General features: G+C 69.2%; 11 protein-coding genes. 8 read left to right on the forward strand and 3 right to left on the reverse strand.

The features are described from left to right. The first annotated feature begins 742 nt into the window (after positions 1-742). The 8 genes from GLX30_RS02775 (at position 743) to GLX30_RS02810 (ending at position 11,930) form a co-directional block, all read left to right on the forward strand. A complete protein-coding gene (locus GLX30_RS02775; RefSeq protein ID WP_159683097.1) occupies positions 743-2,731 on the forward strand; it encodes an ABC transporter ATP-binding protein in 1,989 nt (662 codons plus the stop codon). Further along, positions 2,728-4,896: a methyltransferase, FxLD system gene (fxlM, locus tag GLX30_RS02780; RefSeq protein WP_159683100.1), complete on the forward strand. Its 2,169-nt coding sequence runs from the start codon at positions 2,728-2,730 to the stop codon at positions 4,894-4,896. The genes GLX30_RS02775 and fxlM overlap by 4 nt, the downstream gene beginning before the upstream one ends. Continuing rightward, on the forward strand, positions 4,893-5,468 hold the full coding sequence (locus GLX30_RS02785) for a class I SAM-dependent methyltransferase (protein WP_159683103.1): 576 nt from the start codon (positions 4,893-4,895) through the stop codon (positions 5,466-5,468). Before fxlM ends, GLX30_RS02785 begins: the two co-directional genes overlap by 4 nt. A gap of 571 nt (positions 5,469-6,039) precedes the next feature. Beyond that, positions 6,040-7,536, forward strand: coding sequence for an FAD binding domain-containing protein (locus tag GLX30_RS02790; protein ID WP_159683106.1), 1,497 nt, complete (start codon positions 6,040-6,042; stop codon positions 7,534-7,536). Continuing rightward, a complete protein-coding gene (gene xdhB, locus GLX30_RS02795) occupies positions 7,533-9,977 on the forward strand; it encodes a xanthine dehydrogenase molybdopterin binding subunit (RefSeq protein WP_159683109.1) in 2,445 nt (814 codons plus the stop codon). The genes GLX30_RS02790 and xdhB overlap by 4 nt, the downstream gene beginning before the upstream one ends. A 1-nt stretch (position 9,978) precedes the next feature. Then, a complete protein-coding gene (gene xdhC, locus GLX30_RS02800; protein ID WP_159694822.1) occupies positions 9,979-10,788 on the forward strand; it encodes a xanthine dehydrogenase accessory protein XdhC in 810 nt (269 codons plus the stop codon). Positions 10,789-10,987: 199 nt separating this feature from the next. Continuing rightward, a complete protein-coding gene (locus GLX30_RS36045) occupies positions 10,988-11,215 on the forward strand; it encodes a hypothetical protein (RefSeq protein WP_347879683.1) in 228 nt (75 codons plus the stop codon). A 202-nt stretch (positions 11,216-11,417) separates the two neighbouring features. Further along, positions 11,418-11,930: a hypothetical protein gene (locus GLX30_RS02810; protein ID WP_159683111.1), complete on the forward strand. Its 513-nt coding sequence runs from the start codon at positions 11,418-11,420 to the stop codon at positions 11,928-11,930. A gap of 106 nt (positions 11,931-12,036) precedes the next feature. On the opposite strand, the gene GLX30_RS02815 is transcribed toward GLX30_RS02810, so the two are convergent. The 3 genes from GLX30_RS02815 to GLX30_RS35810 all read right to left on the reverse strand — a co-directional run bounded on the left by GLX30_RS02815 (position 12,037) and on the right by GLX30_RS35810 (position 13,552). Further along, complete coding sequence (locus GLX30_RS02815; RefSeq protein WP_159683113.1) at positions 12,037-12,546, reverse strand: hypothetical protein; 510 nt, start codon at positions 12,544-12,546, stop codon at positions 12,037-12,039. Next, entirely contained in the window at positions 12,543-13,175 is a 633-nt protein-coding gene (locus GLX30_RS02820) for a hypothetical protein (protein WP_244257972.1), read from the reverse strand. The genes GLX30_RS02815 and GLX30_RS02820 overlap by 4 nt, the downstream gene beginning before the upstream one ends. A 254-nt stretch (positions 13,176-13,429) precedes the next feature. After that, a complete protein-coding gene (locus GLX30_RS35810) occupies positions 13,430-13,552 on the reverse strand; it encodes a hypothetical protein (protein WP_279632544.1) in 123 nt (40 codons plus the stop codon). Positions 13,553-13,736: the final 184 nt, after the last annotated feature.

Genomic DNA, 13,736 nt, shown 5'->3' on the forward strand with positions numbered 1-13,736 from the left:
GCCGGCCGCTCATCGGCCGGCCGGGACCTCCGCAGAAGAGACACGGACTCCCCAGCCACCTGCGTCCATTGCGGCCGGGCGGTGACGACTGCGGCCGGACCGCTGGCGTCGCCGCGTCGTCTCCTTCCGGCACCGATCTGGCGCGGCGGGACCGGCCCGTGGACGGCCCGCCGGCCGGCTTCGTCCTCCCGGTGCGGAGTACACCCCCGCGCCCAGCAGGCGGTCGGGCTGCCTCTCTGTGGGGAATCTCGGCGTGGACGGAGGACGCACCGAGGCTGTTCCCCGGACGGGAAGCAGCGGGCGAACGGCCCCCGGACCCCGGTCGGGCTCCACACCCCCCTGTGGCCCCAGCGGCCTTTCCTCTCCTTGCACACCTCGGGCCTGCGCTCCAGGACGAGGAGTTTGCGCCGAGCGTCGAGGACCGGCGTGGAGAGCCCGCGCATGGGTCCGGGGCACATCCGCCGGACAGGACCGCCTGTCGTGAGCCGTCTTTGACGACCGCGTGGCCGGTTTTCGCCCCGCAGACCGGCCGAAGACGAATCGTCAGGACGGGCTGAGCCGGGAAGGCTCCCGGTGTCGTCGGTCAGCCATCGGTCGACGTCGCACCGGCACCGCTGCCGCTCGATCGACAAGGCGGAAGCACGTTCTGGATTCCGCCCGCGCAGCCCCGTTACGGCGACCGGGCACGCCCCGTTACCCGATCACATGACAAGTGCTGTCGGCCCGAACAGGGAGGCCCTCTGTGAAGCGGTTGTTCGGGAAGATCAGCCTGGCCGAGCCGGAGGTCTCCGACGCGGAGCGCGAACTGTTCGGCGGCCCCCTGCGCTACGACATGGGCTGGTCCCGACACGAGCACGCACGCTTGGACCTGACCATGATGTCCGCACTCCGGTCGATGCCGCATCTGGTCGGAGCGACCCTGCGGATGGCCTGGAACGCGGATCGCCGGGGGCTCGTCGCCGTCGGGATCAGCGAGATCGGGCAAGGCATCGCCGCTGCCGTCGGGCTGCTTGCCGTGAACGCCGTCATGCACGCCCTCCTCGGGTCCGGCAGCGCCGTGGAGCGCCTGCACGCTCTGTTACCCGGGCTGATGGCCGCCGCTGCGATCGCCGTCGTCAACTCCGTTCTCGCGGGGTGGTCGACGTCCCGGGCGGGCCGCCTGGAACCGCTCGTCGAGCGGATCGCCACCACCCAGTACCTGGCTGCCGCCGCCTCCGTCGAGCTGGAAGCCATCGACGACCCGGACTTCCGTCGCTTGATCGACATCGCCCAGTACGGCCCGGCCAGCGCCCGCAGCATGATCGGCGCCTGTGTCGCCGCGCTGAACAGCACCATCTCCCTGGTGGCCACGGCCGGCGTGCTCACCGTCCTGCACCCGGCACTGCTGCCCATGCTGATCCTCATCGCCGCGCCGCGCGGCTGGGGTGCCATGCGCGTGGCCCAGGAGCGCTATGTGTCGGTGATGAGCTGGATCGAGCACCTGCGGGCCAGCCGCCTCATCGGCAGCCTCCTGACCGAGCGCACGGCCGCACAGGAGGTGCGCATCCACGGCGTCGGTCCTTTCCTGCTCAGCCGGTACAAGCGCATGGCCCGAAGCGCCGAGGCCGAGCAGGAGCGGCTGGCTTCCAGCAAGGCGGTCACCGAGTGGGTCGCCGCCGCACTGTCCGGCGTGGCGATGGCGGCCACCTACGGAACCATGATCTGGCTCGTCATGGGAGGGCACATGAGCCTGGCAGTGGCCGGCACCGCGGTGATCGCCGTACGCTCCGGCTCCGCGAGCCTGGGCGCCTTGGTGATGAATGTGAATCAGCTGCATGAGGAGTCCCTCTACGTCCGCGATCACGCGCGTTTCCTCACAGAGGCCGCCCGACACGCGATCCCCCAGGAGGGCGACCCGGTCCCGGAAGTGGTCGGGCAGGTCGCCCTGGACCAGGTCTCCTACCGCTATCCCGACCGCGAAGCTCCAGCGTTGGACCGTGTGACGCTCGCACTCCCCATGGGCTCTGTCACGGCCGTGGTGGGCGAGAACGGCTCCGGCAAGAGCACCCTGATGAAGATTCTTTCCGGCCTGCTGCTGCCCCACGAAGGGACCGTGCGGTGGGGTGACTCGGACATCGTCGGTCTGGAACGCTCCCAGGTCTTCGACCGCGTCGCACTGCTCACTCAGGACTTCCAACGCTGGCCCATGACGGCCGCGATGAACATCCGGATCGGGCGCCCCGACCACGACGCCTCTGAGGAAGACCTGCGGACATCCGTCGACCACGCGGGAGCCGACTCGGTCGTCGCCGATCTCCCCGACGGGATGCAGACCCTGCTGGCCCGCATGTTCCGCGGAGCCGTCGAACTGTCCGGCGGCGAATGGCAGAAGGTCGGCCTGGCCCGCACCCACTGGCGTGACGCGACCTCACCGGCGGACAGTGTTCTCGTCGTGGACGAACCCACGTCCGCTCTCGACCCGGAAGCCGAGATCGAGGCGTTCGACCGCATCCGTCGGCTCGCAGCGCCGAACCGCGCTGTCGTCCTCGTCACCCATCGCATGTCCGGCGTCCGCCACGCCGACCGCATCTACGTCCTGCACCAGGGGCGGCTGGCAGAGCAGGGCAGCCACGACGAACTCATGGCTGCCCAGGGCCGCTACGCCTCGATGTTCGCTGCACAAGCCGCCCAGTACGCCCCCGCCGGCACCATCCCGCGTCCCACCTCTCCCATCGTCGCGGATCCCGCATGAAACCTCCGACCGGAAGGCTCACCGTGTCGACCCCTCCCGCCACCGCCCGACAACACGGGCCCGGCACCCTGCGTGGCCGCCTCGCCGATCGACTGGTCGCAGCCGGTCATGTCCGCACTGCCGCCGTCGAGGCCGCGTTCCGCACGGTGCCCCGTCACGTCTTCGCGCCCGAAGTGCCGGTGGAGACCGCGTACGCCGACGACGTCATCCCCGTCCGTCACGCACCCGACGGCCGAATCAGCAGCTCCGTCTCCGCGCCCTGGATACAGGCCGACATGCTCGAAGCGGCCCGGCTGCAGCCCGGACACAACGTCCTGGAAATCGGCTCGGGCGGCTACAACGCGGCGTTGATCGCCGAGCTCGTCGGCCCGGCAGGCAGCGTCACCACCGTCGACATCGACGCCGCTGTGACCGACCGTGCCACCGGCTTCCTCAAGGCCACTGGACACGACCACGTCCGCGTCATCACCGCGGACGCCGCCCACCTGCCGCCGGACGCCGTCCCAGCAGGCTCGTTCGACGCCGTGATCGTCACGGTCGACACCTGGGACCTGCCCTGGATCGGCCTGGTCGCGGACGGCGGACGCCTCGTCGCCCCCCTGCGCATCCACCAGTACGTCTGGTCCATCGGCTTCACCAAGCGCAACGGGGAGCTGATCAGCGACGAGCCGCTCACCGTGTGCGGATTCGTCCCCGTGCAGGGCGCCGGCGCCTGGAACACGAACCACCGCATCGTCCCCCGGCACGGCATCCACCTCGCCTTCGAGGACGGAACACCCCGACCCGTCGACCACCTCGCCCCGGCGTTCGACCGGCCCCGCACAGAAATCCGCACGAACGTCACCGTCGGCGGCGCAGAACCGTTCGACACCCTCCAGTTGTACCTGGCCGGGGCACTTCCCGGGTTCTGCCGGCTGTCCGTCGACCCGGACCACGACACCGGCATCATCTGTCCGCCGCCCCGGACCTGGCCCGCGGCCGCGATCGTGCGCGGCACTTCACTGGCGCGGCTCGCCCACGACCGGATCGGTGACGACGAACGCGGCAAGGGAGTCCACGAGTTCGTCATCCATGGCTACGGTCCCGCAGGTCGGCAGGCAGCCTGCGAGATGGCCGAACAGGTCCGGCACTGGCAACGCAACCACCGTGCCGCCGCCTGCCCGCACATCACCGTCATTCCCCGGACCGCCGAGTCGGCAGATCCCTGCGCGGCGCACATCATCGAGAAGCAGTACACGCGACTTGCGATCCGATGGCCGGTCGTTCCCGGCACGGCCGCCCTCCTCACCGACGACGAGGGCCGCTATCTGCTGCACCTGCGGTCCGCGAACAAGCCGATCCGGGGCGCAGGCCGGTGGTCCCTCCTCGGCGGCACCACCGAAGGCGGCGAGACGTGCGACGACGCCATCGTCCGCGATTTGCGCGAGGAGACCGGCCTCACCGTCCCTGACCTCACGCCCTTCGCCACCGTGGACACACTCGACGCGAACGGCGCGTTCAAGGACCGGGTACGCGTCTACCACGGCACGCTCGACCGGCCCGCCCACGAGATCGAACTGTCCGAGGGCGTGCAGCTGCGGTGGACCCGCGTCGACGACACGGCGGAGATGAGCATGGACCCTGGCACGGCGGCCGTCATCCGCGAACACCGACGCAACCCTCGTCCCCGCCTCGACGCCGACGGCACGCCGCCCACCATCCAGGTCCGCGAGCCGAGCGATCACCGAAGCCGCAGCATCGTCGGCGCCCACCTCGTCCTCGTACGCGACGGCGCCGTCCTGCTCGGCAAGCGCCACCCCGATAGCGCGTTCGCGCCTTCCACCTGGCACCTGCCGGCCGGACACCGGGAACGGGGTGAGTCGGCACTGGCCTGCACGGTGCGCGAGGCAGCAGAGGAAACCGGCCTGATCATCGCCGAGGGCGACCTCAGGCTGGTGCACACCCTGGACCTTCTCGACGTCGGCAGCACGATTCCTCGCCTGCAGCTCTTCTTCAAGGCGTCCCGGTGGCAGGGAGAGCCCCGCGTCCTCGAACCGGACAGATGCACCGAGTGGCGATGGTGGCCACTGAATGCGCTGCCCGAGCAACTCGTCGACTACACCCGCACCGCGCTGACCGCCATCGCGCACGAGCAGCCCTACACGGACATGGTCCGGACCTCATGAACTGCCCCGCAGACGCGGAGACGGCCGGCGCCGCCTACTGGGAGCCGCTCTGGCACGAGGGCCGGCGCTACCGGACCATCGACGCAGCCGAAGCCGTGGCCCTGCGCCGGCAGCTCGGCCCCGGCCGGGGGCGACCCGCGCTCGACATCGGCTGCGGCGAGGGCGCACTTGCCGCCCGACTCACTCAGCTCGGCTACCGCACCACAGGCGTCGACTGCGCGCCCACCGCGGTGGCAGCCGCCCGACGCGACCACCCGGACCTCGACGTCCGACTCCACGACTTCGAAACCGACGACCCTGTGTGCCTGCCCCATCCGGCCTTCACCGTCATCACCTGCCGACTCGTCTACCGGTGGATCACCGACAAGCCCGCGTTCCTCTCCCGCGTACGCGGCCTGCTCGTGCCCGGCGGCACGTTCTGGGTGGTCACCTCCGTCCACGCCCCCTCCCAGGGGCAGCCCCAGGTGTGGGACCTGAGCACCCAGGAAGCCGACCTGCTGACCGCGTCGTGGTCCCGGGTCCGCCTGATCGAGCTCGGTCCCTCCTTCCACTGCTACGCCCTGCAGCCCTGACCTCGCCCGCCTACGGAGGGAATCCACTCATGACAGCGCAGTCCATCAACGACAGAGCGGTGATCCAGCTCGTCCGGGCAAGGCGCCGGTGCCGCGACAGCCGAACCATGGCACCGGCCGGCCTCGCACGCACCGGTCGCCGGTTCCGCACGGGGCGGTAGGAGTCGGAGCCGTCCTCATCAGCGAGGCGGCCCAGATGGTTCCGATGACACTTGGACGCCGTGGCCATCGGCCTCTTGACCTCTGTGACGCCAGCCACTACTTTGCGGTGGACGCCGACCCGCGACGACCGAAAGGAGGCGACCAGCGGATGTACACCAGCTCTGATCTTGGTCGCCTCGCCCACTGCACGGTCTGGGTTCCGGGTCGCATCGCGCACGGCTGCTGACACGCCGTTCTGAAGTGCCCCTCCGTGGCACATTCCGGGTTCCCTTCACCATCTTCCGGCACGTCGCTGTTGCGTGCCCTTTTGCGCCCGCTTCTCTCACGTGGCGCGTCTGAACACAGAAAGCTGCCTGAAATTGGCGAACATGATGAATCGACCCGTCGCGCACCGAAACGGTGGCCTGTCATGGTAGCGGCGCGGATCACGGTCAACGGGAAAGAAGCACCGATCTCACCGGCTGCGCCTCACACCACGACGCTGGACTTTCTGCGCGAGCGAGGACTCACCGGCACCAAGGAAGGCTGTGCCGAGGGTGAATGCGGCGCCTGTTCGGTCCTGGTGGCACGTCCCGGGGTGAACAAGCCCACCGACTGGGTGGCGGTCAACGCCTGTCTGGTCCCGGTCGCGGCGCTCGACGGTCAGGAGATCATCACCTCCGAGGGTCTCGCCACCGTCGGCGGACCCGGTATGCCGTCGACCCTGCACCCGGTGCAGGAGGAGATGGCGGTACGCGGCGGCTCCCAGTGCGGTTACTGCACGCCGGGATTCATCTGCAGCATGGCGGCCGAGTACTACCGGCCCGACCGCTGCGCGCACGCGGACCCGGAACCGGGCCCGGGCGCGGACTCGGGCCCGGACTCGGCCGGCATCGACCACGAGCACGGTCCCAACGGCTTCGATCTGCACGCACTGAGCGGAAACCTGTGCCGCTGCACCGGCTATCGCCCGATTCGCGATGCCGCGTTCGCCGTCGGTTCCCCCACCGACGAGGACCCGCTCGCGCAGCGTCGCGAGCAGGCCCCGCCCGCACCGGTCGCCACCGAGTACGCCCAATACGACAGCGCGTTCCTGCGCAGGAACACCCTTGCCGAGACGCTGGAGTTGCTGCGCGAGCGGCCCGACGCGGTGGTGGTCGCCGGCTCCACCGACTGGGGCGTGGAGGTGAACATCCGGGCCCGCAGGGCGGATTGCGTGATTGCCGTCGACCGGCTGCCCGAACTGCGGGAGCTGCGCGTCGAATCCGACCGCATCGAGATCGGGGCGGCGCTGACGCTCACCGAGATCGAACGGCGCCTCGACGGCGGCGTCCCGCTGCTGGCCGAGCTGTTCCCGCAGTTCGCGTCGCGGCTCATCCGCAACGGTGCGACCCTCGGCGGAAACCTGGGTACGGGCTCCCCCATCGGTGACAGCCCACCGGTGCTGCTCGCGCTGGAGGCGTCGGTGGTGCTCGCCGATGCCGACGGTGAGCGCGAGGTCCCGCTGGCGGACTACTTCACCGGCTACCGGCAGAGCGTGCGCCGTCCCGGTGAGCTGATCCGCTCGGTGCGCGTCCCGCTGCCGCTGTCGCCGGTCGCGGCCTTCCACAAGATCGCCAAGCGGCGCTTCGACGACATCTCCAGCGTGGCGGTCGCTTTCGCGCTCGACGTCGAGGACGGGATCGTCCGTAAGGCACGCATCGGCCTGGGCGGCGTGGCCGCCACCCCGGTCCGCGCCCTCGCCACCGAGGCGGCGCTGGAGGGCAAGCCGTGGGCGACGGAGACGGTAGAGGCCGCGGCCCGGGTGCTGCGGGGCGAGGGCACACCGATGGACGATCATCGCGCCAGCTCCCTCTACCGCTCCGCGATGCTCGGCCAGAGCCTGCTCAAGCTGTACGCACAGACCACCGAGGCGGTGTCGTCATGAGTCATCTGTCCGAGCGTCCCCAAGCGCCTGTCGTCGGCGTCTCGATGCCGCACGAGAGCGCCGTACTGCACGTCACCGGCACCGCGCTCTACACCGACGACCTGGTCGCGCGCACCAAGGACGTACTGCACGCCTACCCGGTCCAGGTCATGAAGGCCCGCGGCCGGATCACCGCCCTGCGCACCGAGCCCGCGCTCGCCGTGCCCGGTGTGGTCCGTGTGCTGACCGGTGCCGACGTGCCCGGCGTCAACGACGCCGGCATGAAGCACGACGAACCGCTGTTCCCCGACGAGGTCATGTTCCACGGCCACGCGGTGGCCTGGGTGCTCGGTGAGACCCTGGAGGCGGCGCGGCTCGGTGCGGCGGCCGTCGAGGTGGAACTCGACGAACTGCCCTCCGTGGTCACGTTGCAGGACGCAATCGCGGCCGACAGCTTCCACGGCGCTCGGCCCGTGATGCTGACCGGCGACGTGGACGCCGGCTTCGCCGACTCCGCGCACGTGTTCACCGGTGAGTTCCAGTTCTCCGATCAGGAGCACTTCTACCTCGAGACGCACGCGGCGCTGGCCCATGTCGACGAGGGCGAGCAGGTGTTCGTGCAGAGCAGCACCCAGCACCCTTCGGAGACCCAGGAGATCGTCGCGCACGTGCTCGGGCTGCACAGCCACGAGGTGACCGTGCAGTGTCTGCGGATGGGTGGCGGCTTCGGCGGCAAGGAGATGCAGCCGCACGGGTTCGCGGCCGTCGCCGCGCTCGGCGCCAAGCTGACCGGTCGGCCCGTCCGTGTGCGACTCAACCGGACCCAGGACCTGACCATGTCCGGTAAGCGGCACGGGTTCCACGCCGAGTGGAAGATCGGCTTCGACGCCGACGGCCGAATCCAGGCCCTGGACGCCACCCTGACCGCGGACGGCGGCTGGAGCCTGGACCTGTCGGAGCCGGTGGTCGCCCGTGCGCTGTGCCACATCGACAACACGTACTGGATCCCCAACGCGCGCGTCGCCGGTCGCATCGCCAGGACCAACAAGGTCTCCAACACGGCCTTCCGCGGCTTCGGCGGACCGCAGGGCATGCTGGTGATCGAGGACATCATGGGCCGGTGCGCGCCGCTGCTCGGGCTTGATCCGACGGAGCTGCGGGAGCGCAATTTCTACCGCCCGGGTCTTGGTCAGTCGACGCCGTACGGACAGCCGGTCACTCAGCCGGAACGGATCGCCACCGTCTGGCAGCAGGTGCAGGACAACGGCGGCATCGCCGACCGCAAGCGCGAGATCGCCGCCTTCAACGCCGCGCACCCGCACACCAAGCGGGCCCTTGCGATCACCGGCATCAAGTTCGGGATCTCGTTCAACCTCACCGCCTTCAACCAGGCCGGCGCGCTGGTGCTGATCTACAAGGACGGCTCGGTCCTGATCAACCACGGCGGCACCGAGATGGGCCAGGGCCTGCACACCAAGATGCTGCAGGTGGCCGCGACCACGTTGGGCATCCCGCTGCACAAGGTGCGGTTGGCCCCGACGCGGACCGACAAGGTGCCCAACACCAGTGCCACCGCCGCCAGTTCCGGGGCGGACCTCAACGGTGCGGCTGTGAAGAACGCCTGCGAGCAGTTGCGTGAGCGGCTGCTCGCGGTGGCCGCCACCCAGCTGGGTTCGAGCGCCTCGGACGTGCGCATCGTCGAGGGTGTCGCTCGCACCCTCGGCAGCGACAAGGAGCTGGCCTGGGACGACCTGGTGCGTACCGCGTACTTCCAGCGCGTTCAGCTGTCGGCGGCCGGCTTCTACCGGACCGAAGGTCTGCACTGGGACGCGAAGACCTTCAGGGGCTCGCCGTTCAAGTACTTCTCCTACGGCGCAGCCGCTGCCGAGGTGGAGGTGGACGGCTTCACCGGCGCGTACCGCATCCGGCGGGTGGACATCGTGCACGATGTCGGCGACAGCCTGTCCCCGATGATCGACATCGGTCAGGTCGAAGGTGGCTTCGTGCAGGGCGCGGGCTGGCTGACTCTCGAGGACCTGCGCTGGGACGCCGGTGACGGGCCGAACCGAGGCCGGCTGCTGACCCAGGCCGCGAGCACCTACAAGCTGCCGAGCTTCTCGGAGATGCCCGCGGAGTTCCACGTCACGCTGCTGGAGAACGCCACCGAGGAGGGGGCGGTGTACGGGTCCAAGGCGGTGGGTGAGCCTCCGCTGATGCTGGCGTTCTCGGTTCGGGAAGCGTTGCGGCAGGCCGCCGCCGCGTTCGGGCCGAGCGGGGTCGGCGTCGAGCTGGCCTCGCCCGCGACGCCGGAGGCGGTGTACTGGGCGATCCAGGCGGCTCGCCAGGGCGATGCCTCCCGGAACGGTCGTGTCCGCAACGGGTTCGCCAACGACGGCCACGCCGGAACCGGGCCCGTCGACGGCACGATCCGGACCGACGCAGAAGCGTTGAGCGGTGCCTGACATGACGTGGGTCGCCGCGGTCGGGCGGTTGCGGGCACGCCGCGAGTCCGGCGTGCTCGTGACCGTCGCGACCGTACGCGGCCATGCCCCACGCGACGCCGGTGCGAAACTCGTGGTGGGGCAGACCGAGACGTGGGGTTCGATCGGTGGTGGCAACGTCGAGGCCGTCGCGATCGATCGGGCCCGGGAGATGATGGCCGCGTCCAAGCCGGAGCCGGAGCTGATCGATTTCGCCCTGAACGACAAGGTGACCAACCAGCATGGCGTGCAGTGCTGCGGCGGTACCGTCTCGGTGCTGCTCGAACCGCTGCCGGTGGTACGGGCGGTGGCGATCTTCGGCGTGGGACACGTCGGCCTGGAACTGGCGCGCATCCTGGCGCGTCAGGACCTCGACCTCCATCTGATCGACACCCGGGCCGACATCCTCACCAAGGAGCGGCTCGACGTGCTTGCGGACGCGGTGGCGCAGGTGCACGTGCACCACACGCCGCTGCTGCCCGAGGAGGTGCTGGACGAGTTGCCGCGGGGCACCCACATCCTGATCATGACGCATGATCACGCCGAGGACGCCGCACTGTGCGACGCCGCCTTGCGCACGTCCCATCTCGGCTCCATCGGGCTGATCGGGTCGGCGGCCAAGTGGGTGCGGTTCCGCAAACGCCTCACCACCGAGGGGGGTCACGACGAGGCCACCGTCGCTCGGATCAAGACCCCGATCGGGCTGGCCGACGTCACCGGCAAGGAACCCGCGACCATCGCCGTGAGCGTCGCTGCCGACTTGCTGCTCACCTTCGAAGCCGAGGAGAGCTGACTCTCCGGCCGGATCGACAGGGGTGCCCCACGCTGGACCAGGGTCGGCTATGAGCCCACGTCTGCCCCGGCGCCAGGCCGAACGGCGCAGTCTACGTCCGTGGCCCGTAGGTATCGTCCTAGCTCTGGCTTTCACCACTGCGGTCTTGGTTGCCACTGCCGTTTTCTACGCCCGATGGGACCTGCTTGGCACACGCGAGTTGAAGCCCGAGCGACGCATCGACTCGAGAACGCTGTTCGACCTGGTCAAGCTCTCCTTTGGGGTGGTAGCCGGCGCGGGCGCCCTGGTCGCCCTGGTCGTGGCCTACCGTCGCCAGCGCGTGGACGAGGACGGCGCCCTGCGCGACGCCACCCGTCTGCACACCGAACGCTTCACGACCGCCGTCTCCGAGCTCGGTGACGAATCCACCGCAGTGGGGCGACGGTGATCGGGCCGGGCCCGAGCCTCGACCGGCCGGGGCTCGACCACCCGCATGTGTCGGGGTGGGAGCCGCGTTCTCGATGCCGACACATTGCCCCGGGCGCAAGCAAGCCCGGCAACCCCGTTGTCGGGGTGTGGGAGGTGCCCGTATGTCTTTGGTCAAGGGGAACGGGGGTGCGTTGGGTCGGTGAGCCGGGCAGCATGGCGGGGTGGCTGATCTGCTGTGGGATGACGTGAAGTGCTTCTTCGACCCGGACTTGATGGGGTTGCTGCCGGACGTGCGTGTCCCGGATGCCTCGGTGGAGGACTGGCAGGCGGTCCTCGATCTTGTCGCGGGGAAGGGCTGGAAGTGCCAGTACTCCGAGGGAGAGACGGTGCTTCCGGTGCCCCGGGCGGAGGCCGTACTGTCTCGTCCGGCAGATGCCGAGTGCCCAGACCTGCGGGTCTGGCCGGCTGCCGATGTGCTGGCGATCTTCCGTTTTCATGCCGCCGATGAAGTCGACTTCGACGTTGACCTGCGCGAGTTGCAGGGCCAGGATCGATTTGATGTGTTCTGCAGCTTCCTTCGGGAGATCGGGCGGCGGCTGGGCAAGCCGGTGCTGATGGACCCGGAAGGCGACTATGGCCATCCAGTGCTCGGCTTCGATGTCGAGGCCGATCGAGTTGTTCTCCTCGCAGACCCGCAGGGGCAGGTGACTGAGGCAGACAGCTACGGTTTGTAGAAGGTTCCATCACGGCGCATTGCGAACAGGACGTCGGCCCGGCGTCGGGCGAGGTAGAGCAGGCTTGGGTGTGGCCCGTTTGAGCTGCTTGTTTCCACGCGCGTTTCTACGTGCCGGTCTCGCTGATTTGCCAGGCGACCATCCCGGAGGATCCCGGTTCGCCGTCGACATCCACCCTCAGCCTGCTCGGCGCTTTTGTGATGCGCTGATGGACCGCGGTGCCGTCACAGTCGAAGCTCCGGACAACCGGTTCGCCTTCGATATGAACCGACAGCTTGGCCTTGCCCTGCCCCGCGCAGGCCACTCCCAGCTGATACGACTTCCCGCGTACCAGCGGCGAGTCCGTATGGATGCCGTCGGCGAGGGATTCCAGGCCCGATTCGACGAACTCCGGATCGTCGATCGTCACGGTGTCCAGCGCGGCCTCTGCCTGCTCTCCGAGCCTCTTGTCGTTCGTGCCGGTCGGCTGCGCCGGCGCTGTCGTCGGGGTGGCCCGTTCCGTGGGTTCGCCCGTGCTTCCGGAATTCTCCGTACACCCGGTGACTATGACGACGGCCGACAGCAGACCGGCGCACAGCACCGCACTGTTCACGCCGAAGCGCGTTCGAGTAGTCATGAACTCGTTTCCCAGTAACGCCAGCCGGTCTCGTTGGTAGGCAATTTCGCAGTGCCGGACTTCAGCTTCGTCTTGCCACAACGATCGGCGCTGGTGGCGTACTTCGCCCAAGTGACCTGGTACCCCCAGGAGCCGTACTGAAGATGCCCGTACTTGCCGCGGGCGATGTCCCTTCGGTACTCGTGCCCCACGCTCACACCGATCTCTGCGCCGATCTTTGCGTCGACCTTCACCTTGGCCTTCGCGATGACGGCCCCTGCCTCGGCCTCGGTGCCGCCACTTACCTCGGCAGATATCTTGCCTGCCTTCTCTACCTTCACGACCATGGTTCCGCCGGGGCCGTCCTTGAATTTGGTGCCGTTCCACCAAGAGGGCACGTGGTATGCCTTCTTGCTGGTGATCTCGTACCACTGCTTGTACGGATTGTCGCACCGCGTAATGGTGAAGTCACCGCCCCCGGTCTCCGGCAGTTCGGCCAGTGTGTCCTCCAAGGCGACCACCTCCGCGGCGGGAGCACCCACAGGGCTGAGGTCTGTGCCGTCGTCCGCGATCGCCGGCGTGGCCAGGGCAGTGATGACGGCCAGAGTGGCGGCTGGGACGAGAGCACGTCTCACCGATGCGCTACGCATGTGAATTCCCCCTGCTTCAACGCCTGTTAAGGCGGGTCGGAAGTGACCGCTGCGAAGTGGAACAGCGCCGCGACGACGCGGCCTTGCGGCGGGTGGCAAATGGCGCGGGTGCGGTGTTGCCGGGTGGGAGAAACGGGTGGGTGGCCATGACGTTGCGTCATGGCCGTGTCTACACCACGGAATTCGTACGGGCAGCAGCCGAATCCGGCCTCGGGGAACATCGATACAGCGGTTGGCGCTGAGAACGATCATGGTCAGGGCGTGAGTGCGCTGACTCGGTTCTCGTACTCGCGGCGGGCCTTGCGCTGGGCTGGGACCACGGGGGTGCCCTGGCGGCCGTCGAGCAGTTGGCAGCGGGCGAGGAGTCCGCGGTGCACGGCGGAGACGGTGCTGACGCGCAGGGTGTAGCCCTGGCCGCGCCGTACGGTCGCCCCCCTGGTCGAGGGCGGCGCGCTCGGCGGGCTCCAGGTCGGCTGCGCGGAGGAAGTCGGCGACCTTGCCAGGCATGTCGAGGGTGACCCCCGAACCCCGGATCGCAAGGGTTCATCGGACGCACCGAGT

It is taken from the genome of Streptomyces sp. Tu 2975 (assembly GCF_009832925.1).
Taxonomy (GTDB): Bacteria; Actinomycetota; Actinomycetes; order Streptomycetales; family Streptomycetaceae; genus Streptomyces.

What these genes read in the sequence shown, in the direction of transcription:
- fxlM (WP_159683100.1), top strand. Translation starts at nt 2,728, where the DNA reads ATGAAACCTCCGACCGGAAGGCTCACCGTGTCGACCCCTCCCGCCACC.
- GLX30_RS02785 (WP_159683103.1), top strand. Translation starts at nt 4,893, where the DNA reads ATGAACTGCCCCGCAGACGCGGAGACGGCCGGCGCCGCCTACTGGGAG.
- GLX30_RS02790 (WP_159683106.1), top strand. Translation starts at nt 6,040, where the DNA reads ATGGTAGCGGCGCGGATCACGGTCAACGGGAAAGAAGCACCGATCTCA.
- xdhB (WP_159683109.1), top strand. Translation starts at nt 7,533, where the DNA reads ATGAGTCATCTGTCCGAGCGTCCCCAAGCGCCTGTCGTCGGCGTCTCG.
- xdhC (WP_159694822.1), top strand. Translation starts at nt 9,979, where the DNA reads ATGACGTGGGTCGCCGCGGTCGGGCGGTTGCGGGCACGCCGCGAGTCC.
- GLX30_RS02815 (WP_159683113.1), bottom strand. Translation starts at nt 12,546, where the DNA reads ATGACTACTCGAACGCGCTTCGGCGTGAACAGTGCGGTGCTGTGCGCC.
- GLX30_RS02820 (WP_244257972.1), bottom strand. Translation starts at nt 13,175, where the DNA reads ATGCGTAGCGCATCGGTGAGACGTGCTCTCGTCCCAGCCGCCACTCTG.